Annotated in this window: 25 protein-coding genes; 12 read left to right on the forward strand and 13 right to left on the reverse strand. The window is 72.2% G+C overall.

From position 1 onward, the window contains the following. Window positions 1–95 precede the first annotated feature (95 nt). Window positions 96–1,493 (forward strand): hypothetical protein, encoded by a 1,398-nt coding sequence (locus ABFX46_RS10145; RefSeq protein WP_346041279.1) that lies wholly within the window; start codon window positions 96–98, stop codon window positions 1,491–1,493. Between the two features lie 121 nt (window positions 1,494–1,614). Here ABFX46_RS10145 and bagB read toward each other — a convergent pair whose 3' ends face one another. Together bagB and bagA are read right to left on the reverse strand one after the other, a co-directional pair. Continuing rightward, entirely contained in the window at window positions 1,615–2,772 is a 1,158-nt protein-coding gene (bagB, locus tag ABFX46_RS10150; protein WP_346041281.1) for an ATPase BagB, read from the reverse strand. Window positions 2,773–2,982: 210 nt separating this feature from the next. Beyond that, window positions 2,983–3,978 carry an ATPase BagA gene (bagA, locus tag ABFX46_RS10155; protein WP_346041283.1) on the reverse strand — a complete coding sequence of 332 codons (996 nt, stop codon included), beginning with the start codon at window positions 3,976–3,978 and terminating at the stop codon, window positions 2,983–2,985. 244 nt (window positions 3,979–4,222) lie between these two features. Here bagA and ABFX46_RS10160 point away from each other — a divergent pair, with 244 nt between their 5' ends. Then, entirely contained in the window at window positions 4,223–5,239 is a 1,017-nt protein-coding gene (locus ABFX46_RS10160; RefSeq protein ID WP_346041285.1) for a slipin family protein, read from the forward strand. Window positions 5,240–5,290: 51 nt separating this feature from the next. Here the strand turns inward: ABFX46_RS10160 and ABFX46_RS10165 are convergent, their stop codons facing one another. Next, a complete protein-coding gene (locus ABFX46_RS10165; RefSeq protein ID WP_346041287.1) occupies window positions 5,291–6,235 on the reverse strand; it encodes an NADP-dependent oxidoreductase in 945 nt (314 codons plus the stop codon). Window positions 6,236–6,363: 128 nt separating this feature from the next. Between ABFX46_RS10165 and ABFX46_RS10170 the strand changes: the two genes are divergently transcribed. From ABFX46_RS10170 to ABFX46_RS10190, 5 genes are all read left to right on the forward strand, one after another. Continuing rightward, complete coding sequence (locus ABFX46_RS10170) at window positions 6,364–6,765, forward strand: winged helix-turn-helix transcriptional regulator (RefSeq protein ID WP_346041289.1); 402 nt, start codon at window positions 6,364–6,366, stop codon at window positions 6,763–6,765. Between the two features lie 72 nt (window positions 6,766–6,837). Further along, window positions 6,838–6,996 carry a Sp36 family protein gene (gene sp36, locus ABFX46_RS10175; protein WP_021591512.1) on the forward strand — a complete coding sequence of 53 codons (159 nt, stop codon included), beginning with the start codon at window positions 6,838–6,840 and terminating at the stop codon, window positions 6,994–6,996. Between the two features lie 43 nt (window positions 6,997–7,039). After that, window positions 7,040–7,501, forward strand: a complete 462-nt coding sequence (locus ABFX46_RS10180) for a RidA family protein (protein WP_346041292.1) — start codon at window positions 7,040–7,042, stop codon at window positions 7,499–7,501. A gap of 46 nt (window positions 7,502–7,547) precedes the next feature. After that, entirely contained in the window at window positions 7,548–8,402 is an 855-nt protein-coding gene (locus ABFX46_RS10185; protein ID WP_346041294.1) for an NUDIX hydrolase, read from the forward strand. A 14-nt stretch (window positions 8,403–8,416) separates the two neighbouring features. Beyond that, window positions 8,417–9,322, forward strand: a complete 906-nt coding sequence (locus ABFX46_RS10190; protein ID WP_346041295.1) for an MBL fold metallo-hydrolase — start codon at window positions 8,417–8,419, stop codon at window positions 9,320–9,322. An 89-nt stretch (window positions 9,323–9,411) separates the two neighbouring features. Here ABFX46_RS10190 and ABFX46_RS10195 read toward each other — a convergent pair whose 3' ends face one another. Continuing rightward, complete coding sequence (locus ABFX46_RS10195; RefSeq protein ID WP_131935942.1) at window positions 9,412–10,098, reverse strand: Crp/Fnr family transcriptional regulator; 687 nt, start codon at window positions 10,096–10,098, stop codon at window positions 9,412–9,414. Window positions 10,099–10,326: 228 nt separating this feature from the next. Between ABFX46_RS10195 and ABFX46_RS10200 the strand changes: the two genes are divergently transcribed. Next, a complete protein-coding gene (locus ABFX46_RS10200; protein ID WP_346041297.1) occupies window positions 10,327–10,980 on the forward strand; it encodes a TetR/AcrR family transcriptional regulator in 654 nt (217 codons plus the stop codon). Here ABFX46_RS10200 and ABFX46_RS10205 read toward each other — a convergent pair. Genes ABFX46_RS10205 through ABFX46_RS10215 form a run of 3 tightly spaced genes read right to left on the reverse strand, consistent with a single transcriptional unit; the run spans window position 10,977 to window position 13,792 of the window. After that, window positions 10,977–12,332 (reverse strand): alpha/beta hydrolase, encoded by a 1,356-nt coding sequence (locus tag ABFX46_RS10205; RefSeq protein WP_346041299.1) that lies wholly within the window; start codon window positions 12,330–12,332, stop codon window positions 10,977–10,979. The two genes, ABFX46_RS10200 and ABFX46_RS10205, sit on opposite strands and share 4 nt — an antisense overlap. Before the next feature lie 21 nt (window positions 12,333–12,353). Then, window positions 12,354–12,899, reverse strand: a complete 546-nt coding sequence (locus ABFX46_RS10210) for a carboxymuconolactone decarboxylase family protein (RefSeq protein WP_346041301.1) — start codon at window positions 12,897–12,899, stop codon at window positions 12,354–12,356. Further along, window positions 12,896–13,792, reverse strand: a complete 897-nt coding sequence (locus ABFX46_RS10215; RefSeq protein ID WP_346041303.1) for an SDR family NAD(P)-dependent oxidoreductase — start codon at window positions 13,790–13,792, stop codon at window positions 12,896–12,898. Before ABFX46_RS10215 ends, ABFX46_RS10210 begins: the two co-directional genes overlap by 4 nt. A gap of 148 nt (window positions 13,793–13,940) precedes the next feature. Here ABFX46_RS10215 and ABFX46_RS10220 point away from each other — a divergent pair, with 148 nt between their 5' ends. Beyond that, the gene (locus ABFX46_RS10220) at window positions 13,941–15,389 is read left to right on the forward strand and encodes a sigma-70 family RNA polymerase sigma factor (RefSeq protein WP_346041305.1); all 1,449 of its coding nucleotides are present in this window, start codon (window positions 13,941–13,943) and stop codon (window positions 15,387–15,389) included. Between the two features lie 48 nt (window positions 15,390–15,437). On the opposite strand, the gene ABFX46_RS10225 is transcribed toward ABFX46_RS10220, so the two are convergent. Then, window positions 15,438–16,694: a PucR family transcriptional regulator gene (locus tag ABFX46_RS10225; RefSeq protein WP_346041307.1), complete on the reverse strand. Its 1,257-nt coding sequence runs from the start codon at window positions 16,692–16,694 to the stop codon at window positions 15,438–15,440. A gap of 139 nt (window positions 16,695–16,833) precedes the next feature. On the opposite strand from ABFX46_RS10225, the gene nth reads away from it, so the two are divergent. From nth to ABFX46_RS10240, 3 genes are all read left to right on the forward strand, one after another. Next, a complete protein-coding gene (nth, locus tag ABFX46_RS10230) occupies window positions 16,834–17,574 on the forward strand; it encodes an endonuclease III (RefSeq protein ID WP_346041309.1) in 741 nt (246 codons plus the stop codon). A 37-nt stretch (window positions 17,575–17,611) separates the two neighbouring features. Further along, entirely contained in the window at window positions 17,612–18,262 is a 651-nt protein-coding gene (locus ABFX46_RS10235; protein WP_428831230.1) for an NUDIX hydrolase, read from the forward strand. Between the two features lie 190 nt (window positions 18,263–18,452). Continuing rightward, complete coding sequence (locus ABFX46_RS10240) at window positions 18,453–19,649, forward strand: MarP family serine protease (RefSeq protein ID WP_346041311.1); 1,197 nt, start codon at window positions 18,453–18,455, stop codon at window positions 19,647–19,649. Window positions 19,650–19,705: 56 nt separating this feature from the next. Here ABFX46_RS10240 and ABFX46_RS10245 read toward each other — a convergent pair whose 3' ends face one another. From ABFX46_RS10245 to acs, 5 genes are all read right to left on the reverse strand, one after another. Beyond that, window positions 19,706–20,059, reverse strand: coding sequence for a DUF309 domain-containing protein (locus ABFX46_RS10245; protein ID WP_346041313.1), 354 nt, complete (start codon window positions 20,057–20,059; stop codon window positions 19,706–19,708). Window positions 20,060–20,215: 156 nt separating this feature from the next. Then, the gene (locus ABFX46_RS10250) at window positions 20,216–21,139 is read right to left on the reverse strand and encodes an alpha/beta fold hydrolase (protein ID WP_346041315.1); all 924 of its coding nucleotides are present in this window, start codon (window positions 21,137–21,139) and stop codon (window positions 20,216–20,218) included. Between the two features lie 8 nt (window positions 21,140–21,147). Next, window positions 21,148–21,606, reverse strand: a complete 459-nt coding sequence (locus tag ABFX46_RS10255) for a phage holin family protein (protein WP_346041317.1) — start codon at window positions 21,604–21,606, stop codon at window positions 21,148–21,150. Between the two features lie 13 nt (window positions 21,607–21,619). Further along, on the reverse strand, window positions 21,620–22,858 hold the full coding sequence (gene nhaA, locus ABFX46_RS10260; RefSeq protein ID WP_346041319.1) for a Na+/H+ antiporter NhaA: 1,239 nt from the start codon (window positions 22,856–22,858) through the stop codon (window positions 21,620–21,622). A gap of 352 nt (window positions 22,859–23,210) precedes the next feature. After that, window positions 23,211–25,178 carry an acetate--CoA ligase gene (acs, locus tag ABFX46_RS10265; RefSeq protein ID WP_346041321.1) on the reverse strand — a complete coding sequence of 656 codons (1,968 nt, stop codon included), beginning with the start codon at window positions 25,176–25,178 and terminating at the stop codon, window positions 23,211–23,213. Window positions 25,179–25,371 lie beyond the last annotated feature (193 nt).

A 25,371-nucleotide genomic window follows, 5' to 3' on the forward strand; every position in this document is an offset into this window, starting at 1 on the left:
CTGGTCAGAGGCGTGATCATCGTAGGGTCCGTGCGCATGCGCGCCGCTCGCGGGATGCGGCGCGCGCTCGTTCACCGGACCTGGGGGGGCACGTCGTGAGGGGACGCTGGAAGATCACCGCCGCGGCGGCGGGAGTGGCCGCCGTCGGAGCGGCGGGCTGGCCGGCCGCGGGCTGGCCGGCGACCGCCGGAAGCACGTCCGGCCGGAGCGGGCCGTGGGTTCTGATGGCCCAGGAGAACTTCGACCGGCCGCTGCACGTCGACGGCGCACCGTGGCGACTCGATCCGCAGGGGCCGCACAGCCCGTGGAACGTCGACGCGTTCGACGACGACGGCGAGGCTTGGACGAAGATGAGCGGGCCGCTGTTCAAGAAGCAGCTCGACACCCTGAACGTGTTCCGCAAGCGCGTCGCCTTCGGACGGGACGGCTGGCTGACCGCCGAGGTCGCCGCCGTCGACAAGGACCGCGACGGGCGTCCCGACTCGCGTCCGGGCGTGTCCAGCGCGTCCCTGCCGGGCGGTCAGAAGGCGGCGCGGATCTCCGAGCCCAGCTGGGACGCCGGCGTGCTGATCCGTCCCACCCGCCCGCTGCCGCCGCGCTACCGCGTGGAGATGACGCTGCGCGGCATCGACTTCGGCGGCAAGCGGCACGGCACGTGGGACTACAACGGCAGGCACAACGGCTACACGCGCGAACCGTGCAAAACGCGCTACCCGTGGACGTTCACGGGCGCGCTGCCAGGCAAGACGCGCTGCGAGTATCCGGACGTGACGCGGGAGAACGGTTTCTACTACCTGACGATCCTCGACTACCCGACTCCGGCACCGCACGGCAATCCGGGCATCCATTACCGGCGCAAGGTCATCATGGACGGCTACTACAGCGACGACGCCCGCTGGAAGAACGCCGGGACCTGCAATGCGAAGACGGGCCGGATCTACCGGACGTTCGACGGCACCTTCAACGGCATCAACGCGCTGTTCGTGCGCGGCGACAAGTTCCGCGAGGCCGCCAACAACAACATCAGCAACGAGTACTACATCAAGACGGCCTGCGGGAACGTGTCCATGGACAAGCCCTACGGGCCGGGCGGCCGGTTCAAGGAGCACCTCGCCAGCGCCGAGATCCGGCCGGAGCTCATGCCCAAGGCCTCCTACCGGTTCGCCGTGGAGCGCGACGCCACCGGGTACACGCTCGAGATGAGCGGGCCGTTCCTCCACGTGGGGCAGGCCACGCTGCGCGTCCACCACGACTTCGTGGAGGACGGGCGTCCGATCTGGCACTACAACCAGACTCCGGGTGAGTACGACGGCCGGTTCGACCGCCGCCTCGTCCACAAGGGCCCCGCCGGGACGTACGTCACCGAGCATTCCTGGCCCAAGGGCTCTGCCTACCCCGACTCGTTCATCATCGGCGACCCGCACCTGAACTACTACGAGGGCGAAGCCTACGTGGACGACATCCGCCTCTACGTCCCCAAGAACACCCGGTAGCCGCACTCGGCGGACCGGGTTATCCACAGAAGGGAGTTCTCGCGGTGCCTGCCGCGGCGGGAGGCCATCGTAGAGATGGCGGGCGGTTGACGGGCTGCGGTGGGAGGGTGCGTGGGTGGGGTCAGGCGGCGGACGGGGACGAGGTGGGGGCGGCTAGGTCTTCGCCGACCAGGCGCAGGCCGTCCAGGTCGTGGACGTCTTCGGCCTGGGCGGGGACCGCCGTCACCGGGACGGTCGGGTGCGTCGACGCGAAGTGGTCGCGGAGGCGCTCCTCGCGCGCGGCCAGTTGCATGCGGGCGGAGTGCAGGCGGAGCAGCGCCGCGGTCAGCGTGTGCTCGCCGCGCTCCTCCAGCGTCTCGGCGGCGGCCTGGCTGCGCGCCGCCGAGAGCCCGTCGGCCGCGGACTCGTGGACGCGGTTGACGACGAGCCCGGCGAGCGGCATGCGCTCCTCGGCGAGGCGCTCGACGAAGTAGGACGCCTCGCGGAGCGCGTCCGGCTCGGGGGCGGCGACGACGAGGAACGCGGTGCCGGGGGTCTGCAGGAGTTTGAACGTCTTCTCGGCCCGCTCCCGGAACCCGCCGAACATCGTGTCGAACGCGGCGACGAACGTCTGGACGTCGCGCAGGAGCTGGACGCCGAGGACCTTGTTGATCGCGCCGGTGAACATGCCGAACCCGGCGCTGATCACCTTGACGCCGAAGCGGCCGCCGGTTTTGGCCGGCGCCGCGAGGATCTTCATGAAGCGGCCGTCGAGGAAGCGGCCCATGCGCTCGGGGGCGTCCAGGAAGTCCAGGGCGTTCCGGGACGGCGGCGTGTCCACGATGATCAGGTCCCAGGCGCCGGAGCGGTGCAGCTGCCCGAGCTTCTCCATCGCCATGTACTCCTGCGTCCCCGACAGCGATGAGGAGAGCGACTGGTAGAAGGGGTTGGCGAGGATCTGCTTGGCCCGGTCGGGGTCGGCGTGCGCCTCGACGATCTCGTCGAAGGTGCGCTTCATGTCGAGCATCATGGCGTGCAGCTCGCCGTCGCCGTCGATCTCGATCTTGCGGGGGCTGTTGTCGAGTTCCGACAGGCCCATCGACTGGGCGAGCCGGCGCGCCGGGTCCACGGTGAGGACGACGACGTCGCGCCCCCGTTCGGCGGCCCGGACGCCGAGCGCGGCGGCCGTGGTCGTCTTCCCGACGCCGCCCGACCCGCAGCACACGATGATCTTCGTGCGCGGGTCGTCGAGCAGCGCGTCGACGTCCAGGACGGGAGGGGTCTTGCCGATCGGGCTCATCGATTCACCTCTGCCACTCGCCGCCGGGACCCGCATGCGCCGCCGCGAGAGCCACCCAGGAGACCCCGGGCAGCGCCGCCACCGCGCCGAACCGTGCACTGCCCGCCGCGCGGACGCCTGCCGCCCGCCGCGCACCTTCTACCTCGGCGACTTCTCTCGCCGGACGACCGTCCGCGTCTCCCGGCGGGTGCCGCCGGCCGATGTGCCCGGTCATGCGGCGCCTTGGGCGCGGAGGGCGGCGGCCAGGTCGTAGAGGCCGGCCAGGTCCATGCCGTCCGAGAGCATCGGGAGGGTGTAGCGGGGGTGGTCGATCGAGTCGAGGCGTTCCTTCTCGCGGCGCTGCAGGGCGGTGCGGCGGGCGTGGTCGGTGGCCTCGGCGGCGAGGACGGCGGCGATCTGCTCGGCGTCGTGCTCCAGCCCGGCGGCCTTCACGCCGCGGACGATCTCGTCGGTGTCGAGGGTGCCGGCGGCGGCCGCGGTGAGGTCGTCCTCGCTCAGGACGGGCTCGTGCTCCATGTTGACGATGACGCCGCCGATCGGGAGGCCGACCTGGGTGAGGTCGCGGATGCCGTCCATCGTCTCCTGGACGGGCATCTCCTCAAGGAGGGTCACGAAGTGCACGGCGGTCTCCGGGCTGCGGACGACCTTCATCACGGTGTCGGCGTGGTTGCGGACGGGGCCGACCTTGGCGAGACCGGAGACTTCCTCGTTCACGTTGAGGAACTTGGTGATGCGGCCGGTGGGCGGGGCGTCCATGACGACGGCGTCGTAGATGAAGGAGCCGTCCTTCCTCTTGCGGCGCACCGATTCGGAGGTCTTGCCGGTGAGGATGACGTCGCGCAGGCCGGGGGCGATGGTGGTGACGAAGTCGACGATGCCGAGCTTGGTCATCGCCTTGCCGGCGCGCTTGAGGTTGTAGAACATCTCGAGGTACTCGATGAGCGCCTCTTCGGTGTCGATGGCGAGCGCGTACACGTCCCCGCCGTCCGGGGCGACCGCGACGCGGCGCTCCTCGTACGGGAGGGGCGGGCAGTCGAACAGCTGGGCGATGCCCTGCCGCCCCTCGACCTCGACGAGCAGGACCTTGCGTCCTCCGGCGGCCAGGGCAAGGGCGAGGGCCGCGGCGACGGTCGTCTTGCCCGTGCCGCCCTTCCCGGTGACCACATGGAGGCGTACGCCGTCCCAGTCGGTGTCTCTCGCGCTCACCCGATCGACCATATCGTTCACTCGGCAAACACTTCAGAGGGCGCCCGCCCGTATGCAAGTGATCCCTGACACGGTTCCCCGCAAGATCATTCGTGCGAGCGTTGTACACGGGCGTGCCCGCGCGGTTAGCTGGGAAACGTGAACCGTCCCCGGGCGGTTCCGTCTGGATCCTCACCGGTCCAGAGTCCGCCGGTGTCCGGGCGATCCCCGGACCCCGGCCGCCCACGTGAGAAAGGTGGCCGTGATGGAAGCGGTGGCCCTCATCATCGTGCTGATCGTCGTCGTCGGGGGGCTCATCGTCCTGGCGTCGTCGATCCGCGTCGTACAGCAGTTCGAGAACGGGATCGTGTTCCGGTTCGGCCAGGTGCAGCGGGACGGGCAGCTGCGTCCCGGCGCGGTGCGCCGGCCGGGCCTGACGGCGATCGTGCCGATCGTCGAGCGCATGCAGAAGGTCAGCCAGCAGACGATCACGATGGGGGTGCCCGGCCAGGACGGCATCACCCAGGACAACGTGAGCGTCCGCGTCGACGCGGTCGTCTACTTCCGGGTGATCGACCCGGTGAAGGCGATCGTGAACGTCCACAACTACGGGTACGCGGTCTCGCAGGTGGCGCAGACGTCGCTGCGGTCGGTCATCGGCCAGGCCGACATGCAGGAGCTGCTCGGCGAGCGGGAGAAGATCAACGCGCGGCTGCGGGTGATCATCGACGAGATCACCGAGGGCCCGTGGGGCATCCTGATCGAGCGGGTCGAGATCAAGGACGTCTCGCTGCCCGAGGGCATGAAGCGGTCGATGGCCCGGCAGGCCGAGGCCGAGCGCGAGCGCCGCGCCCGGATCATCACCGCGGACGGCGAGTTCCAGGCGTCCAAGCGCCTCGCCGCCGCCGCGGAGATCATGTCGCAGGACCCGGCGGCCCTCCAGCTGCGTCTGCTGCAGACGGTCGTGGAGGTGTCGGCCGAGAAGAACAGCACGCTGGTCATGCCGCTGCCGGTCGAGATCCTGCGGTTCTTCGACAAGGTCGCGGGCGGTTCCGGGCCGGCCCCGGGCGGCGAGGGCTCCAAGCTCGACCTCGGCGAGCGGCTCGCCAAGGCCGAGGAGGAGCTCGCCAAGGCGGCGGAGCAGCCTTCCACCCTAGAGTCGGCCGAAGACGTCCCGCCGGTCATCGGCCTGGACGAGCCGAAGCGCCAGTCCGCGTCCGAGGAACCCCGCGGCATCACGAGCGGCGACCCCGGCCCGGAGACCGGAGAGCAGCGGCGCTGACGCGCCTCGCGGCGCCGCCCGGTGCATCCGGCGGCGCCGCGTCTTCCGGTGTCAGGGGATCAGGACCAGGCGGCCTCGGAGACCGCCGGATTCCAGGCGGTCGTGCGCCTTGCGGGCCTCCGCCAAGGGCAGCGTGTCGGCCACGCGGAGGGTCAGGCGGCCCTCGTCCACGAGGTCGACGAGCGCGGCGAGCTGGTCGGCGTCGGCGCGGATCCACGCGTTGCGGACGCTGATCCCGCGCAGCGGCACCGGGACGGCCGGGCCGCCGTTGACGGCCGCGAACGTCCCGCCGCTGCGGACGCCGTCGAGCGCCGCCGCGGCGAGGAGGGCGGCGTCCACGGCCCCGTCGGCGCCGCCGGGGACGAGCGCCCGGACCGCGTCCGCGAGGTGGACGTCCCGGGGCACGAACATCTCCGCGCCGAAGCCCCGCACCAGCGCCTCGTCCGCCGCGGAGGCGGAGGCGACGACGCGGAGCCCGCGGTGGGCGGCGAGCTCGACGGCGTAGCCGCCGACGGCCCCGGCCGCGCCCGTGACCAGCAGCGTCGCTCCAGGCGGAAGGTCGAGCAGATCGAGCGCCTGCAAGGCCGTGAGGCCGTTGAGCGGCAGCGTCGCCGCCTCGGCCGGGGAGGCCGCGCGGGGCGCGCGGGCGACGGCGGACGCGTCGAGGACGATCTTCTCCGCGTATCCGGCGAGCGGCACGTCCAGCCGGTCCTGCAACCCGATGACCTGGTCACCGGGCGTGCGGCCGGTGACGCCGGGGCCGACGGCGTCGATCGTGCCGGCGACGTCCATGCCGATGCCGAACGCCGGCCGTGCGTCGAAGGACATCATCCCCGCGGCGGCCAGGGCGCCCGCGCGGACGGCCGCGTCGACCGGGTTGACCGCCGCGGCCTCCACCCGGATCCGTACCTGGCCCGGCCCCGGAACGGGCTCGGGGACGTCGGCCTCCTCCAGCGCGTCCGGCCCACCGGGGGCGTTGACGATGATCGCGCGCATGCCGGAACTCCTCAGGATGTGGGGTGTCGCGGGGAGAGCCCCCCGCACCGATCACTGTCGCCGGAACAGCGCGCGCCCGGAAGAAGTTACTTCGGGGTGCGTTCGGCACCCGGAGGTGAGCCCGCAGCATGGCCACGATGACGGCGGCGCAGCGCCGCGAGCAGGAGAGGGCGGCGTTCGGCGCCTTCATGGAGACGTGCCCGATGAACCAGTTGCTGGGCATCGTCGGCCGGCAGTGGAGCACCATGGTCCTCTGGGAGCTGGCGGCGGGCCCGCGCAGGTACGCCGAGGTGAGCCGCGCGATGCCGGGCGTCAGCGCGAAGATGCTCACGCAGACGCTGCGCTCCCTCGAACGGGACGGTTTCGTGGCGCGCACGGTCACGCCGTCCGTCCCGGTGCAGGTCGAGTACGCGCTGACGCCGCTGGGCGACCGGATCGTCCCGCTGATCGCCGCGATGATCGACTGGGCGAACCACCACATCGACGACGTCCACGCCGCCCGCGCCCACCACGACGCCGCCTCCGCCTGAGCGCCTGCCCGCCGCGGTGCGAGGGGTGGGTTCGAACGGGGTTCCAGTAGGGCCATCGCTAGGGTGACGTCCATGAAGAAGTGGGAGTACGCGACCGTTCCGCTGCTGGTGCACGCGACCAAGCAGATCCTTGACAACTGGGGCCAGGACGGGTGGGAGCTCGTCACCGTCCTGCCGGGGCCGAACCCGGAGAACCTGGTGGCCTACTTCAAGCGCGAAGTCCAGTCGTAGCGGCGCCTTCGACGGCGAACGCCCTCAACGAGGAGGAGTGGTCATGAGCACGCCCGAAGAGCGGCTGCGGGAGCTCGGGATCGAGCTGCCGGACGTCGTCCGGCCGGTCGCGTCGTACGTTCCGACGGTGCGGACGGGTTCGCTCGTCTACACGGCGGGCCAGGTCCCGCTGGTGAAGGGTGAGCTGGGCGTCACCGGCAAGGTGGGCGCGGAGGTCAGCGCGGAGGAGGCGGCGAAGCAGGCGCGGATCTGCGCGCTGAACGCGATCGCGGCGCTGAAGGCGGAGGTCGGCGAGCTGTCGCAGGTCGTCCGCATCGTGAAGGTCGTCGGTTTCGTCGCCAGCGCCCCGGGCTTCACCGGGCAGCCCCAGGTGGTCAACGGCGCGAGCGACCTGCTGGCCGAGGTGTTCGGGGACGCCGGCAAGCACGCGCGCAGCGCCGTGGGCGTCGCCGTGCTGCCGCTCGACGTGCCCGTCGAGGTGGAGCTCATCGCCGAGGTCCGGTAGGACCAGGCTTGACGGAATGCCATTCGGTATGTCCGAATGACACGCCATGAGCACTGTGCACGGGCTGAAGCTGCCGGAGAGCTTCCGGGATCGGATCGAGGACATCCGGGCGGGCCGGGCCGAGCCCGTCCCCGCCCGGCATGCGGCGACCGTGGTCGTGCTCCGTGACCACGAGAAGCACGGCCTGCAGGCGTTCATGCTGCGCCGCGTCCGGTCGATGGCGTTCGCGCCCGGCGCCTATGTGTTCCCGGGCGGGTCGGTCGACCCGCGCGACGGCGAGGCCGACCTGGCGTGGTGCGGTCCGCCGCCCGCCGAGTGGGGGACGGCGTTCAAGGCGGACGAGCCGCTGGCCCGCGAGCTGGTCTGCGCGGCGGTCCGGGAGACGTTCGAGGAGACCCTCGTCCTGCTGGCCGGGCCGACGAGCGGGACGGTCGTCGACGACACGCGCGGCGAGGAGTGGGAGGCCGACCGGCAGGCGCTGCTGGACCGCTCGCAGTCGTTCGGCGGGTTCCTCGACCGGCGCGGGCTCGTCCTGCGCGCCGACCTGCTGCGGCCGTGGGCGCACTGGATCACCCCGGCGATCGAGCCGAAGCGCTACGACACGCGCTTCTTCGTGGCCGCGATGCCCGAGGGGCAGCGGGCGCGGGACGTCAGCACCGAGGCCGACCAGGTCGCCTGGGTGCGCCCGGCGGAGGCGGCCGAGCGCGCGGAGAAGGGCGAGTGGATGATGCTGCCGCCGACGATCGCGACGCTGGCGGAGCTGGCCGAGTTCGACACGGTCGCGGACGTGCTGGCCGCGCCGCGCGAGATCGTCGTGCACGAGCCGACCGCGGAGATCATCGATGGCGAGGCGTACCTCGTCCTGCCGGACGGCGTCGGACGGCACTACGGGCTGGGCTGACCGTGCCGCGCGGAATGCCCCGTTCCCAGGCCGTCATGTGGCGGCTGGCCGGGACGTCCGCCCTGCGGCATCTCGACCGTTTCGGCTGGAACCCGGTCCGGCACCCGGACCGCGCCTCGGGCAGGATGGGGGATATGACCGAGATCGACGGGATGGGTACCGAACGGGCGACCTGCGTGCTCGCTCCGAACCCGTCCGCCATGACCCTGGACGGCACGAACACCTGGATCATCGCCGAGCCGGGGGCGGACGAGGCCGTCGTCGTCGATCCCGGTCCGAAGGACGGCACGCACCTCAAGCGCGTCCTGGACGTCATCGAGGCGCAGGGCCGGCGGGTGGGGCTCGTCCTGCTCACGCACGGCCACCCCGACCACTCGGCGGGCGCCGGCAAGTTCGCGAAGCTGGCGGGCGGCTCGGTCAAGGTGCGGGCGCTCGACCCCAAGCACCGGCTCGGCGACGAGGGGCTCGCTGAGGGGGACGTCGTCACGACGGGCGGCCTGGAGCTGCGGATCATGGAGACGCCGGGCCACAGCGACGACTCGCTGACCTTCTGGCTGCCGGCCGACGGCGCCGTCCTCACCGGCGACACCGTCCTCGGGTACGGGACGACCGTGCTGGAGGGCAGCCTCGGGGACTACCTCGGCTCCCTGGACCGGCTCCGCAGGTTCTCCGCCGACGTCGAGGCCGCCACGATCCTGCCCGGCCACGGCCCCAAGCTGGACGACCCGATCGCCGTCCTCGACCACTACATCGACCATCGCCGGGAGCGCCTCGCCCAGGTCGAGGCGGCCGTGGAGGCGGGGGCGCGCACCGCCCGCGAGGTCGTCGAGCGCGTGTACGCCGACGTGGACACGTCGCTCTGGCCCGCGGCGGAATGGTCCGTCCAGGCGCAGCTCGACTACCTCGACTCCCGCCGCTGACCCGGACGGCGCCATCGGCCCCGCCGGCGCCGGGGGTCCAACGCTGAGCGCCGGGCCGGTCGGACGCTTGGCGTTGGACGCGGGCGTGCCTACTTGGAGCGCTTGCGGAGGCGCTCGATGTCGAGGATGACGACGGCGCGCGCCTCGATGCGCAGCCAGTTGCGCTGGGCGAAGTCGGCGAGCGCCTTGTTGACCGTCTCGCGGGAGGCGCCGACGAGCTGCGCCAGCTCCTCCTGCGTGAGGTCGTGGTGGACGTGCAGGCCCGCCTCCGACGGCTGGCCGAACCGCTCCGCGAGGTCGAGCAGCGCCTTGGCGACCCGGCCGGGGACGTCGGTGAAGACGAGGTCGGCCATCACGTCGTTGGTCTTGCGGAGCCGCTGGGCCAGCGCGCGCAGCAGCTGCACGGCGACCTCGGGGTGCCCGGTGAGCCAGGGGCGCAGGTCGTCGTGGCCGAGGCCGGCGAGGCGGCACTCGGTGACGGCGATGGCGCTCGCGGTCCGGGGGCGGGGGTCGAACAGCGACAGCTCGCCGAACATCTCGCTGGGGCCGAGCACGCTCAGCAGGTTCTCCCGGCCGTCCGGCGCCGTCCGGGTCAGCTTGATCTTGCCTTCCAGGACCACGTACAGGCGGTCCCCGGTCTCCCCCTCGTTGAACAGCGTCTGACCGCGCGCGAGCCGCGCCTCGGTCACGTTGGCGCGCAGCGCCTTGGCGCCCTGCTCGTCGAGGGCCTCGAAGAGCGGGGCTCTGCTCAGAACGTCCACGTCGCGATCGGTCACGCTTCTCCTCCTCGAACACCTACATGACTAGTGTGACGTACGTCCCACCGCGTGCGTGAAGGCAGGGTCACGGCGCGCCGAAACGCGGGACCGGGGGGTACTGCGTCCCACGGCGGTCATGGTCCCGTTTGCCCAGTGTACGGACCACCGGGTGAATGCCATCACAGCGGTCTCATCACCGGATTAAGGGACGAGCCGGACGGGTAGCGCGTGCCTTACCCTGGGCGGATGCAGAGCTCGGTGTCCGGCCCCTCGCCGCGCCGGCTTCCGCGGGGCCGCCACGCGCTGTCCCGCGCGGAGGTCGAGCGGGTGCACCGCGACCGCCTCTGCGCGGCCATGGCCGAAGCCATGGCGGAGAAAGGATACGTCGGAACCTCGGTTGAGGACGTCCTCAAACGGGCCCGGGTGTCCAGGCAGAGCTTCTACGGGCTGTTCTCGTCCAAGCTCGACTGCTTCATGGCCGCGTTCGGCAAGGCGAGCGAGCTGCTCAGCCGGCGGCTGGAAGTCGCCGTGGGAACCTCCGAAGGCGGCCAGGGCGACCCGGCGGCACGGTTCGAGAGCGTCGTGACCGCCTACCTGGAGGCGCTGGCGTCCGAACCGGGGTACGCGCGGCTGTTCCTGGTGGAGGTCTACGCGGCCGGTCCGGAGGCCATCCGGCGGCGGTCGGAGATACAGCGCGCGCTGGCCGAGGCCCTGGCCGGCCTCATGGGCGTGACCGGCGCGGAGGGCGAGTTCGCCTGCCAGGTGGTCGTCGGTGCGGTGAGTTCGATGGTGACGCCCGCGATCGCGGCGGGCGACATGGAGGCGCTGCGGGCCATCGGGCCCCCGATCATCGAGCATGTGCGCCTGCTTCTCCGATCGGGAGCCCTGGACGCCGGCTAACGTGTGGTGATGGTCACCCGCGTTGTGGTGACGCTGTGTGCGCGCGGGAGCGTGACAGTGAGGCGCCCGTGCGGCCCAGCGGTCGTCTTGATGACGCTGTGCTTCCTCCCCTGCGTGACGCGGAGTACGGCACGCGTGCCAGGACGGTAGGACGCGGGCGTCGTGACCGTGGCGGTGCCGGTGGCCCGTAGCGTGAAACCCGTTCTGGACGCCTGGGAGAGCGCGCTGAACTCCTGGGCGTTGCGCCGCTTGAGTGCGACCGTCCAGCCCCACTGCGACCAGTTCCGGTCGATCGACCGGTAGGAGATCTTCGCGGGCGGGCGCGGCGGGTCGGCGAACGTCCGCATCAGCGGGCCGATGTACTGCCGCAGGTCGCGGGCCCAGTACGGGAACGTGTGGGTGCCGAACACGTAGTTGGTGTAGCGGCTCGGGATCTTCAGCTCGTCCAGCCGCCGGTGGAAACTGACCGTGGAGACGTGCGTGAGGGCCTCGATGCCGATGGCGGCGGGATCGGGCGCGGGCGGGTCGAGCGGCCCCGGGACGCCGGTCGCGGTGTAGAGCGAGAGCCGCATGCCGCGCAGGTTGGACGCGAGGTCGGCGGGGTCGTGGCCGCGCCAGTTGATCGCGTCGGTGAGCGGGGAGCCGAAGATCGCGTCCGGGCCGACCCCGTCGAGCGCGACCGCGATGTAGGAGACGACGGCGGCCGCGCCCGCCGCGACGACCGGGTTGGAGGCGATGTCGGGCGCGCCGGAGAACGACGCTGCGGACACGAACCGCGCCGGATGCCGGGACGCGTAGCTCATCGCCCCGAATCCGCCCTGGGACAGCCCCGCGACCGCCCTGCCCTCGCGGCGGGCGACCGTGCGCAGGTTGCGGTCGATCCACGGGATCAGCTGGCCGACGTGGAAGGTCTCCCACTTGGACGGTCCCAGCGCGGTGGCCGGGTCGGCCCAGTCGGTGAACCAGCCGCCGCCGTTGCCGTCGAAGCCCGCGTCCGGCATGACGGTGATCAGCGGCCGTCCGGCGGTCGTCCGCTCCGCGTCGCCCGCGTCGACCCAGTCGGAGGCCCGTCCGGACGTGCCGTGGAACAGGTAGAGGACGGGGAACCGCGCGCTCGCCCGCCGCTCGTACCCGGTCGGCAGCAGGATGCGGACGTCCACGGCCCGTCCCAGCGCGGCCGTGCTCACCCGCACCGCGTACTGCCGGTCGTCGATACGCCGCACCTTCACGACGTGGATACCGCCGCCGTCCGTGAACCGGACGCCGCGCTCGGCGGCCTGAGCGGGCGCAACGAACCCGGCGGACGCCGTGGTGAGGGCCAGTAAGACCGCGGTGAGGGGAGCTGGGCGCATGACAGTGACCTCGTCGGCTTGTCAGGGGTGGCGGGGGCGGTCGGGTTGGACGCGGAGGGTCGTGATCACGGTGGCGAGCATTTCGTAGTGGGCGACGAGCATCGTCAGCTCCACGCACTCGCCCTCGGTGAGGTGGGCGCGGAGGCGGGTCCAGGTGGCGTCGTCCAGGTCCCGGTCGGCGTGCAGCCCGTCGGCCGCGGCGAGGATCGCCCGCTCGCGCGGCGTCCAGCCCTCGGCGGACGGGCCGTCCTTCACCCGCTCGACGTCGCGCTTGCGGACGCCGGAGCGGCCCGCGATGCGGACGTGGTGGTCGAACTCGTAGCGGCAGTCGCGCAGGTGCGCGACGCGCAGGATCACCAGTTCGGTCTCGCGGCGCGGCAGGCTGCCGCCGGGCATGAGCCGCCCGGCGAACCACAGCCAGCCGCGGAACAGGCCGCGGCGGCGGGCCAGCGTCAGGAAGAGGTTGGGCGGGCCGGTTCCGGCCACGAGACCGGCGACCCTGCAGGCGAGCCAGTTCACGACCCCGACGTCGCGGCGGCCGCCCGGCGGGACGCGCGGCGTCGTCACCGGTCGGAGTCCGGTTGCGGCGTGGTCAGTTCGACCCGCTCCTTCCGCGCGATGTCCAGGATGTCGCGCAGCCCGCGCTGGGCGGCGGCGTCGACGACGGGTTGCGCGAGCATCCGGGCCGGCAGCACACCGCCGACCCACCAGGGGGCGACGACGCGCTTCGAGCGGCGGGCGATCCCGCGCTCCAGCGCGTCGATGCCCACGTTCAACGGCGTGACCGCCGAGACGATGCTGCTCGCGCGGCCGGAGCCGGTCATGGCGGCCGCGGCCTCGGTGCCGAACCCGCGCCGCGTCATGTCGGTGTCGAGTTCGGCGAAGTAGGCGACGCCCGCCTTCGCACCCCACGGCCTCAGTTCGGCCCTGAACGTGTTGCCCAGCGCCTCGACCGCGGCCTTGGACGCGCTGTAGGCGCCGAGCAGCGGAGCCTGGACGGCCGCCGCCAGCGAGGCGATCGCCAGCGCGTAGCCGCGCTCATGGCTGATGTGCGGGCCGGCAGCCCGAAGCGTGTTGTAGACGCCCAGCACGTTCACGCGCAGGCTCTGCTCCAGGACGGACGGGTCGCCGCCGATGATCGGCATCTGCGCGGCCACGCCCGCGTTGGCGACGACCACGTCCAGCCCGCCGAGCTCGCGGACGGCGAGGCCCGCGACCTCCTCGACCCGGTCGCGGTCGGTCACGTCGCACGTCCACCAGGGGGCGGATCCGCAGCCGGCGGCGACGGCGGCGAGCAGGTCGGGTTCCAGGCCGGCGAGGGCGACGCGGGCGCCGCGCTCGTGCAGCCGGGCGGCGAGGGCCGCGCCGATGCCGCGCGCCGCGCCGGTGATCAGGACCCGGCGTCCGGCGAGGGTCGCCGGCCACGGGGACGAGTCCCACCGGAGGGAGTCAAGGATCATCCCGCGACCCTACCATTAATGAACATCCTCGTCTTTTTAAGATCATCTCGGAAATTCCCGTAATCGCCGTCCGGAACCGGCGTCTCTTCGTGCGGTGAGAGGCGACCTCTGAGGGTTGTGGTGACATGCGGGCGATCGGTTGGATGGCGTGGTGGTAGCGGGCGTGGACGCGCGGCCGGACGCCGACCTGCTGGCGGCCGCCGGGGAGGGCGACGAGCAGGCGTCGGACGAGCTGTTCAGGCGCCATCACACGGCGGTGCTGCGGTACGCGCGGGGGTTGGTCCGCGACCAGCACCTGGCCGAGGACCTGGCCAGCGAGGCGTTCACCCGCACGTTCGCGGCGATGCGCCAGGGCCGCGGGCCGCGCGACGCCTGCCGGCCGTACCTGTACACCGTCGTCCGGAACACGGCCACCGACTGGGCTCGCGGCGACCGCCGCACGGTCGTGACCGACCAGGTCGCCGACTGGGCCGCCGCGCCCGAGGACGCCCCGGCCCCGGACGTCGACGAGCTGGACGCGCTCGTGCGCGCGTTCCGCTCCCTGCCCGAGCGGTGGCAGACCGTCCTCTGGTACACGGTCATCGAGGACGAGCCCGTCGCGCAGGTCGCGGAGCTGCTCGGCATGGAGAAGGGCGCGGTCTCCCAGCTGTCCTTCCGCGCGCGCGAGGGGCTCCGGCAGGCGTTCCTCGCCGCCAGCGCCGGGGGACGCCCCGAATGCGCGGAGTTCACCGCGCAGCTCGCCGCGAACGTGCGCCGCCCCGGCCGCCGCCGCACCCGCGCGCTGCGCCGGCACCTGGAGTCCTGCGCCGAGTGCCGCCGCGCGGCCAAGGAGATGACCGACCTCAACGGCCGGCTGCGGCGCGCGCTGCCCATCGGCGCGGTGCTGCTGGGCGCGCCGTCGGCGCCGTTCGGCCCGCTCGCCCCGGCGGGGGCCGGGACCGGCTGGGCCCTGCCCGCGGCCGTGGCGGGCGGCGTCGCGACCGGGATCGCGATCATCGTCTTCGGAACGGGAGGGGACGGCGCGCCGGCGCCCCGGCCGGAGGCCGCCCCGCCGAGCTCCGCCGTCCCCGTCAGCCAGACCCCGTCGGCGCCGCAGGACGTCCGCCGGTCCGACTACGCCGTCGCCACCCGGACCCCCGGCGCGGGCGGCGCGGCACCCGGCGACGACTCCGGCGGGACGTCCGGCGCGGGCCCCTACCGGGTGCGCAACACGACGCTGCAGTCGTGCCTGGCGCCGAGCGGGACGGCGGTCGTCCAGCGCTCCTGCTCCGACTCGGCGACCGGGTGGAAGCGCACGGGCACCGCCGGGGGCTTCACGCTGACGAGCGCGTCCACCGGGCAGTGCATGAGCCGCGGCGAGGCGTCGGCGGGCGTCCCGTGGGAGGGCGGCAGCGAGTACTCGGTGGTCATGGCGCCGTGCGGCGGCCCGCACCAGGTCTGGACGCTGGTGCGGACCGCGCCCTCGGTCTACCGGCTCGCCAACGGCGAGGGCTACTACCTCCAGGCGAGCTGGTCCGGGCTGAAACCGGTGTCGCTGAAACCGTCCTCCTACGCGGGGATGGCGGCCCAGGGCTGGGCCGTCGAGGCCGTCGGCTGACCGCATCGGCTGACACATCGGCCGACCCAGCGGCTGGCCCATCGGGGCTCACCCGTAGCTCAGGTCGTCGCGCGCGGCGGCGGTCGGCTCGGCGTTGAGGGCGAGCCACGCGTGCAGGGCCATGTGCAGCTCCAGCCGGTCGGACGTCGTGTGGAGCGCGTCGCCGAACAGGTCCTCCAACTGCCGCAGCCGGTACCGGACGGTCTGCGGGTGCAGGTGCAGGCGGCTCGACACCTCCGTGGCGTTGAACCCGCACTCCAGGCAGGTCAGCAGCGTCTCGGCCAGCCGGTAGCGCTGCGCCGGGCGGGCGCGCAGCAGCGGCCCGAGCCGCCGGTCGACCACCTTCTCGACCAGGACCCGCTCCCGCATCATCACGACGATCGGCATGTGCCGCTCGGCGACCACCGGCGACGCCGCGGTGATCAGGCCCTGGCAGGCCAGCTCCAGCGCCTCGCGCGCGAGCCGCAGCGACGCGCCCGCCTCCGCGACCGCGACCGCCGGGCCGATCGCGGCCGTCCAGCCGGTCAGGTGCTTCTCCAGCATCCGGGCGCGGCCGGGGCCCTCCGGGTCGGGGACGATCAGGCACGGCTCGGACAGGTGCAGGCCCAGCAGGACGTCCGGGGGCAGCACCGGATGACGGGTGTCGGGCCCGCGCTCGCGGAGGGCGACGGCGGCGACCGTGCGGGGCAGCACCCAGTCCGCCTCCCGCGCGGGGCCGCGCAGCTCCGCGCGCGGCGAGCCGGCGAGCAGCAGCTCCAGCAGCCGGCGCCGGTGCTCCTGGTGCGCGCCGGCGGCGCGGGCGGCGGCGTCCGCGTGGCCCTCGGCGACGAACGCCGCCACCTGGTTCAGGTAGTCGAGGGCCGCGTTGGCGATCGCCGCGATCACGGACGGGCTGGTCCGGTGGCCCAGGCGCTCGGCGCACTCGGTGAGCTGCTCCACCGCGAGGCCCGTCCCGATCCGGGTCGCGGCCTGCCAGGCGTCCAGCGTCCGGCCCTCGCTGGCCTCCCCGACGCCGATCTGCCGCCAGAACTCCACCACCTCCGCCGAGGACGCGCCGGGATCGGCCATCAGCTCCAGGAAGTGGCCGATGGCGCACTCGACGCCCAGCCGCATCGCCTTGGCGTACCGGGGGTCGTGCGGCCGGGCGAACTCCGGCAGCCGCTGCTCGATCCGGTGCGCCGCCTCCGCCGCGATGCCCGGCACGTGCGTCCGGAGATCCTCGGCGATCCGGGCGGCGCCCTCGAACGACAGATCGAGCTCGATCCGGCGAACGGGAAGGCGGACCACCTGGCTGAGGTCGGACATGAGATCTCCTTCGGGAACGACGTGCAGGAGAGACGGCCCGCACCCGGCCCGATTACGCGCCTCGGCCGGAAAGTTCCGCCCCGCCCCGCCGGGAGCCCGTCCGGCCTGATCGCGGTGCGGACGCCGTAGGCTGGCCGGTATGGCGACGGAGGTATCCCCGAAGGCGCGTGCCCGGAAGTGGAAGGACGAGTCACGGCTGGCGCTCGTCCGGCGTGCGCGCCGGATGAACCGGATCCTGGCCGAGACCTACCCGGACGCGCACTGCGAGCTGAACTTCGGTACCCCGTTCGAGCTCCTCGTCGCGACCGTCCTGTCGGCGCAGACCACCGACATGCGGGTCAACCTGACGACGCCGCTGCTGTTCTCCAAGTACCCCACCCCGGAGGACCTCGCCGCCGCCGACCCCGAGGACGTCGAGGCGATCCTGAAGCCCACCGGGTTCTTCCGCGCCAAGACGAAGTCGGTCATGGGACTGTCCGCGGCACTGCGCGACCAGTTCGGCGGCGAGGTCCCAGGGCGGCTGGAAGACCTCGTCAAGCTGCCCGGGGTCGGGCGTAAGACGGCCAACGTCGTCCTGGGGAACGCGTTCGACGTCCCCGGGATCACCGTCGACACCCACTTCGGCCGCCTCGCACGGCGTTTCGCCTGGACGACCGAAGACGACCCCGTGAAGGTCGAACAGGAGATCGGCGAGATCTTCCCCCGCAAGGACTGGACGATGCTGTCGCACAGGCTCATCTGGCACGGCCGCCGGATCTGCCATGCCCGCCGTCCCGCCTGCGGCGCGTGCCCGCTCGCCCGGCTGTGCCCGTCCTTCGGCGAAGGGCCGACCGACGAGGAGACCGCGCGCAAACTCGTCAAACCGGGGCCGTTCTCATGACGGGAAGGAACGCGCCCGTTCCGAGGTTGGGACGAACGTGACCCACACCGCCCCCAGCTGGCTCGACCGTTTTCGCGAGGAAGGCCCGAAGACCCCGGTGCCGCCGATGTTCCGGCCCGCGCCGGACGCCCGCGCCGCCGCCGTCCTGATCCTGTTCGGCGAGGGCCCGGAGGGCCCCGACGTGCTGCTCACCGAGCGCGCCGCCACGCTGAACAACCACGCCGGGCAGCCCGCGTTCCCCGGCGGCCGCATCGACCCCGAGGACGACGGCCCGGTCGCGGCGGCGCTGCGCGAGGCGTGGGAGGAGGCCGGCGTCGTACCGGCCGGTGTGGACGTCCTGTGCACGCTGCCCGAGCTGTACCTGTCGCACAGCGCGCACCGCGTCACGCCCGTCGCCGGCTGGTGGCGGGAGCCGTCGGAGATCGCGCCCGGCCATCCGGGGGAGGTCGCGACGGTCGCCCGCGTCCCGCTGGACGAGCTGGTCGACCCCGCGAACCGGGTGATGGTGCGGCATCCGTCCGGGCTCCGGCTGGGGCCGGCGTTCCACGTCCGCGACATGCTGGTGTGGGGGTTCACGGCGGCGCTGCTCACCCAGGTCTTGGACGCCGGGGGCTGGAACGCGCCGTGGGACACCTCGCGCATCGAGGACCTGCCGCGCGAGGTCCTGGATCTCTCCGCCCGGAGCTGAGAATCACATCGACTGCGACCAAACCGGTACCTCTGGCTCGCGTTGCGCATGATCCGCAGGTCAGTGCGGTGTTTCCGGAGGGTACGGCTCTGGTCACGCCCGCGTGTCACCCCTGACGGCTACCCGCCGCACCCGAATCTGGTACATCGAGGGGACGTGAACCGGCGGCGCGGCCCTATACGGTGAAGCGGTGCTGCACGACCACGTTCTCGATGTCATCCTGCTCGTGCTCGTCGTGCTGTTCGGAGTCTCGGGCTACCGGCAGGGCTTCATCGTGAGCCTGCTCAGCTTCGCGGGCTTCGTCGGCGGCGGCGTCATCGGGGTGCTGATCGCCCCGCCGATCGCCGAGTCGGCGGTGGACGGGGCCGCGCAGCAGGCGCTGCTCGCCATCGTGATCGCGTTCCTCGCCGCCACCCTCGGGCAGCTGATCGCCTCGTCCGTCGGCGCCGTCCTGCGCAACCGGGTGACCGGGATGAACGCGCGCACCGCGGACGCGGTCGGCGGCACGTTCGTCAGCGCGATGTCGCTGCTGATCGTCGCGTGGTTCTTCGGCAGCCTGGTCGCCAACTCCGAGTTCAAGCCCGTCCGGACGCAGGTCAAGGGCTCCTCGATCATCAACGGCATCAACGACGTGATGCCGCAGCAGGCGCAGACGTGGTTCACCTCGTTCCAGGGCTTCGTGAAGAGCAGCGAGTTCCCGCAGGTGTTCAACGGCCTCGGCGGCGAGTCGGTGGTGCAGGTGCCGCCACCGGACGAGTCGGTGCTGAGCACCAAGGGCCTGAAGGCCGCCAAGAACAGCATCGTGAAGGTGGTCAGCACGGCGCCGCAGTGCCAGCGCCGCATCGAGGGCACCGGGTTCGTGTTCGCGCCGCAGCACATCATGACCAACGCGCACGTCGTCGCCGGCGCGCGCGGGTCGTCGAAGGTGTCGACCATCAACGGCGACAGCAACCGCGGCCGGGTCGTCCTGTACGACCCCAAGCGCGACGTCGCCGTGCTGTACGTGCCGGGGCTGCGGGCGCCGGCGCTGGAGTTCGCCACAGAGGCCCGCGTCCGCGACGACGCGATCATCGCCGGGTTCCCGAAGAACCAGCCGTTCACGCCGGGCGCCGCCCGGATCCGCGCCCGGCAGACGGCGCGCGGCCCGGACATCTACCACTCCGGGCAGGTCAGCCGCGAGATCTACGCCATCCGCGGCAGGGTCGAGCCGGGCAACTCCGGCGGGCCGCTGCTGTCCACGGACGGCCGCGTCTACGGCGTCATCTTCGCGGCGGCGCTCGACACTCCGTCCACGGGGTACGCGCTCACCGCCGAGGAGGTCGCTCCCGACGCGCGCGTGGGAGCCCAGGCCACGACCCCGGTCTCCACGCAGAGCTGCTCCGACTAGCCGGTCCGCCGGACGGTGCCCAGACCACGAGCCGGAGGCTGCCCGGCCGGGATGGGCTAGGCCGTCAGTCGGAGGGTCACGGGGCCGTTCTCGGGGCTTGCGGCCAGGTCTCGGGCGCGCTGGACGACTCCGCGTACGTTGATGCCGTGCGGAGCACTCGTTTCGTACGGGACGAGGCGTTCGGCGGCGCGGCTCAGGAGCGCCTCAGCGCCGCGTGCGTTTCCCCGCCGGAGATGGGTGATCCCCACGGCGATCTGTGCCAGGCCACGCCAGAGTTCCCGTTCGGGCTCCGGGGACGCTTTCCACACCGCCTCCAGCACCTCGTGGGCATGGAAGGGGCGGTCTGCGTCCAGGAGCTTCTGCGCCTCTTGCAGTGCCTCGCCGGGAGGCATGTCGAGGTCGTCCGGCATGGTGGGTATGCCGGTGGCGCCGTGAGGCAGCGGCCGTCCGTAGGCGTCCCGTGGACGTGCGTTGCGTGGGCGTCCAGACCCGTCCCGATCCCGCATGGCTCCACCGTACGCCCGGGGGCCCGCGGCCGAACTCCGGGTCAGCGGTCAGATGCGGGGTCAGTGGTCGGGCTCGGGGTCGGCGAGCCAGCCGAGGAGCTGCGCGTCGAACGCGCGCGGACGCTCCTGATGCGGGAAATGACCCGCGCCCTCGATGAGCTTCCAGCGGTAAGGGGCCGACACGTAGCGGCCGGAGCCCTGGGCACTCGCCGGAAGGGTGCACGTGTCGAGCGCGCCGTGCAACTGGAGCGTGGGCGCCTGGATGGGGACGCGCATACGGTGCGCGTAGCGGATGCCGTCCGGACGGGCCTGCGACCGGATCAACCAGCGGTGGTACTCCAGCGCGCTATGGGCCGCCCCAGGGATCTGCGCGGCCTTCCGCAGGAGCTGCTCCGTGCGCGCGTCCGGCCAGCCGGGCCCGGACCAGTCGTGCAGGAGCCTGCCCACCAGCGCGGCATCGTCGCGGACGAGCCACCGTTCGGGCCACAGCGGCACCTGGAAGCCGAACGTGTGCCGCGCCGCCCACCCCTGGCCGCGCGGGTCGCCGGCGATGGCCTGCCGCAGCCGCAGCGGATGCGGGGCGCTCACCACCGCCAGCCGCTGGACGATCTTCGGGTGGTAGACGGCCGTCGTCCAGGCGAGCAGCCCGCCCCAGTCGTGCCCGACGACGATCGCGTTCGCCTCGCCCAGCGCGCGGACCAGCCCGGCGGCGTCCCCGGCCAGCGTGACCAGGTCGTAGCCGCGCGGCGGCTTGTCGCTGCCGCCGTAGCCGCGCAGGTCGACGGCCGCCGCCCGGTAGCCGGCCGCGGGCAGCGACACCAGCTGGTCGTGCCACGACCACCAGAACCCGGGGAAGCCGTGGAGCAGCAGGACGAGCGGCCCCTCGCCGGCCTCGGCGACGTGGAAGCGCGTCCCCCCGGCGCTGACCTGCCGGTGGGTCCAGGGCCCGTCGACCTCGATCAGCGACCCGTCGTGCCCGGACATGGCGTGGGTCAATCCGTCAGTTCGGTCTTGCGGGAGGCGCCCTTGGCGTCGATCGCCTTCGCGTCGCCGCGGCGCCGCAGGGCGGTGAAGTCGTCCTTCAGCGTCTTCCGGGTCCGCTTCGCGCCCTCGATCCGCTTGACGATCTTCTTCGCGAGCCACATCAGGAAGAAGGCGAGCACCGCGTAGACGCCCGCGACGATCAGGAACGCCGCCCACGACCAGATGCCGAGCGCGGTGAGCCCCAGCGCGAACGCGATGGACAGCAGGATGACGATCAGCCCGCCCATCACCGCGGCGATGGTGAGCATCATGCTGCTGAGCGCCGCCTTCTTGGCGTCGGCCTTCAGCTCCATCTTGGCCAGGGTCATCTCGGCCCGGACCAGGTCGGAGATGCTGCCGGACGCCAGCGCGACCAACTCGCCGACGGACTTGTCCTCGATGCGCTCGCCCGGTAGTGCCTCGGACATATCGCTTTACTCCTTAGTGCGGGCGCGCGCGCACACGCACCCTTCTCCGGAAGACGACCGCCGCGGCCGCCGAGGCGAGAACGCTCGCGATCAGGACCGCAGTGGTCACTCTCTCGAATTGTGACGGGTCGGTATAGGCCAAACCGCCGATCAGCAGCGAAACGGTGAAACCCACCCCGGCGAGGAGCGCGACGCCCGCGATCTCATGCCAGTGCAGGTCCTCCCCGAGCGTCGCCAGGCCGAGCCGTACCGCCGCCCAGGCGCCGCCGAAGACCCCCACGAACTTACCGATCACCAGCCCGGCGATCACTCCGAGGGCCACCCGGTCGGTGAACACGGCGCCCAGTTCGGACATGCCGAGGCCGACGCCCGCCGACAGGAACGCGAAGACCGGCACGCACACGCCCGCCGAGAACGGCCGCAGGACGTGGTCGGCGCGCTCGGCGTTCGTGGGCCGTCCGTCCGGGGTCTCCCTGGGGCTCGTGAGCATCCCGAGCGCCACGGCGGCGACCGTCGCGTGGATCCCGCTCCGCTGGAGGAAGTACCAGGCCAGCAGGGCGATGGGCACGTACAGCCACGGCGAGCGGACGTTCTTGTACTGCAGCACCCCGTACGCGGCGACGAGGAGCGCGGAGAGGCCGAAGAACGTCCAGTGCACGGTCTCGCTGTAGAAGAGCGCGATGATCGTGATGGCGATCATGTCGTCCACCACGGCGAGTGTGAGCAGGAACGCGCGTAGCGGAGCCGGACATGAGGTGAACGTCACTGCCAGGACGGCCAGCGCGAACGCGATGTCCGTCGCCGTGGGCACGGCCCAGCCCCGCAGTGCGCCCGGTTCCCCGACGGTCACGATGACGAAGATGAGGGCGGGGACCACCACGCCGGCGGCGGCCGCTATGACGGGCAGCGCCGCGTCCCGCGGATTGCGCAGCTCGCCGTGCGTCAGCTCCTCGCGCAGCTCCAGCCCGGCGATGAAGAAGAACACCGCCAGCAGCCCGCTCGACGCCCAGTGCTGGACGTCCATATGCCCCAGATGCAACCAATGCGGACTGATCTCGAACGTCTGCACGCGCTCATAGGCGTCCGCCCACGGAGTGTTGGCCCAGATCAGCGCGGCGACCGCGGCCAGCAGCATCACGACGCCGCCGATGGTCTCCATGCGCAGCGCACTGGCGACCTGCTGGCCGTAGCGGACGGTCGGACGGAACGGCCACGTCGCGGCGACGCGGCGCCTCACGGTGGGGCGCGCCATGCGGAACTCCCGGGAACGGGGCGGACGGATCTCCTTTCAAAGGACCGGCCCGCACCATTACGGGACGTCCCTGCCGACCAGACTTCCCGGCGCACCGCGTTCCACTGTAGTTGACGCGGGGTGGGTCGCTTGCGGCCGCCCACCTCGCCGGACGTGCACCGATGCGCTCGCAGGACCGCCCCCGCATGGCCCGCCCGTGGACTGCCTGCCGCCCGTGGACTGCCTGCCTGCCCGTGGACTGTCTGCCGTGGGCATGGGAGCGGCCCGTGGGCATGGGAACGGCCCGCGGGCATGGGAACGGCCCGCGTCCCCGGGGGCGCGGGCCGTTCTCGTAGGACTTCTCGCGGGTCGGTCAGTCGTCGGACTTGGCGGCCGGGAGCTTCTCGGCGATCAGGTCCATGACCGTGCTGTCGGCCAGCGTCGTGACGTCACCGATGCTGCGGTTCTCGGCGACGTCCCGCAGCAGCCGGCGCATGATCTTGCCGGAGCGGGTCTTCGGCAGCTCCGGCACCATCATGATCTGCCGGGGCTTGGCGATCGGGCCGAGCGCCTTGGAGACGTGGTCGCGCAGCTCCTTGGCGAAGTCCGGGCCCTCGACCTCCTCGCCGGCGCTGCCGCGCGGGATCACGAACGCGACGATGGCCTGCCCGGTCACCGGGTCGGTCGCGCCGACGACCGCCGCCTCGGCGACCTTCGGGTGCGACACGAGCGCCGACTCCACCTCGGTGGTGGAGATGTTGTGCCCGGACACGAGCATGACGTCGTCCACCCGGCCGAGCAGCCAGATGTCGCCGTCCTCGTCCTTCTTGGCGCCGTCACCGGCGAAGTAGAGGCCGTCGAAGCGGGACCAGTACGTCTTGATGTACCGCTCGTCGTCGCCCCAGATCGTCCGGAGCATGGCCGGCCACGGCTCGCGGAGCACCATGAACCCGCCGCCGCCGTTCGGCACCGACCGGCCCTGGTCGTCCACGACGTCCGCGGCGATCCCCGGCAGCGGGCGCATCGCCGCGCCCGGCTTCGCGGCCGTGATGCCGGGCAGCGGGCTGATCATGATGGCCCCGGTCTCCGTCTGCCACCACGTGTCGACCACCGGCGTCCTGTCGGCGCCGATGTGCTTGCGGTACCAGATGTAGGCCTCGGGGTTGATCGGCTCGCCGACGGACCCGAGCACGCGCAGGGACGACAGGTCGTACTGCGCGGGGATGTCGTCGCCCCACTTCATGAACGTGCGGATCGCCGTGGGCGCGGTGTAGAAGATGGACACCTTGTACTTCTGGATGACGTCCCACCAGCGTCCCTTGTTGGGCGTGTCGGGCGTGCCCTCGTAGATGACGCTGGTCGACCCGTTGGCGAGCGGCCCGTACACGATGTAGGAGTGCCCGGTCACCCAGCCGATGTCGGCCGAGCACCAGTAGACGTCCGTTTCGGGCTTGAGGTCGAACACGGCCCAGTGCGTGTAGGCGCACTGGGTCAGGTAGCCGCCGGTGGTGTGCAGGATGCCCTTGGGCTTACCCGTCGTCCCCGACGTGTACAGAATGTACAGCGGGTGCTCCGAGTCCATGGGCTCGGCGGTGTGCTCCTCGCTCTGCCGGTCGACGACGTCGTGCCACCACAGGTCGCGGTCGTGCTCGGTGACCTCCTCGCCGGTGCGGCGCACCACGAGGACGCGCTCGATCGTCGGCGTCTGCGCGACGGCCTCGTCCACGATGCCCTTGAGGTCGGACGGCTTGCCGCGCCGGAACCCGCCGTCCGCGGTGATGACGAGCTTGGCCTGCGCGTCGTCGATGCGGGTCCGGAGGGCCTCGGACGAGAAGCCGCCGAACACCACCGAGTGCGTCGCGCCGATGCGCGCGCACGCGAGCATCGAGATCGGCAGCTCGGGGATCATCGGCAGGTAGATCGCGACCCGGTCGCCCTTGCGCACGCCCAGTTCGAGCAGGGCGTTGGCGGCCTTGTTGACCTCGCGCTGGAGGTCGGCGTAGGTGAGCGTGCGGGTGTCGCCGGGCTCGCCCTCCCAGTGGTACGCGACCTTGGCTCCGCGCCCGGCCTCGACGTGCCGGTCGACGCAGTTGTAGGCCACGTTCAGCTCGCCGCCCACGTACCACTTGGCGAACGGCGGGTTGCTCCAGTCGAGGACGTCGTCCCACCGCTTGGTCCAAGTGAGCCGGTCCGCCTGCTCGGCCCAGAAGGCCAGGCTGTCCTCGGACGCCTGCTCGTAGGCGTCGGCCTTGACGTTGGCGTCGGCGGCGAGATCGGCGGGCGGGGCGAAACGGCGCGTCTCCTGCAGAAGGTTCGACAGTGTCTCTTGGCTCTGGCTCAACGCGAAACTCCTTGCTAGGTGATGCGGGGTCGCCCGGTATCCCCACTTCACCAGGAAGGTCCCGGTCTTCACAAGGGCGGGATCCCTGATGTGGAAGACGAACTCGACCGGCCTCCACGCTCCGGATGGTGTTGTGATCCCCGACACGAGTGGCCTTCCCAGGTTCGCTATCCGGGAACCGCCTCCGTTCTAC

The organism is Actinomadura chokoriensis, from assembly GCF_039529475.1.
GTDB lineage: Bacteria > Actinomycetota > Actinomycetes > Streptosporangiales > Streptosporangiaceae > Spirillospora > Spirillospora bangladeshensis.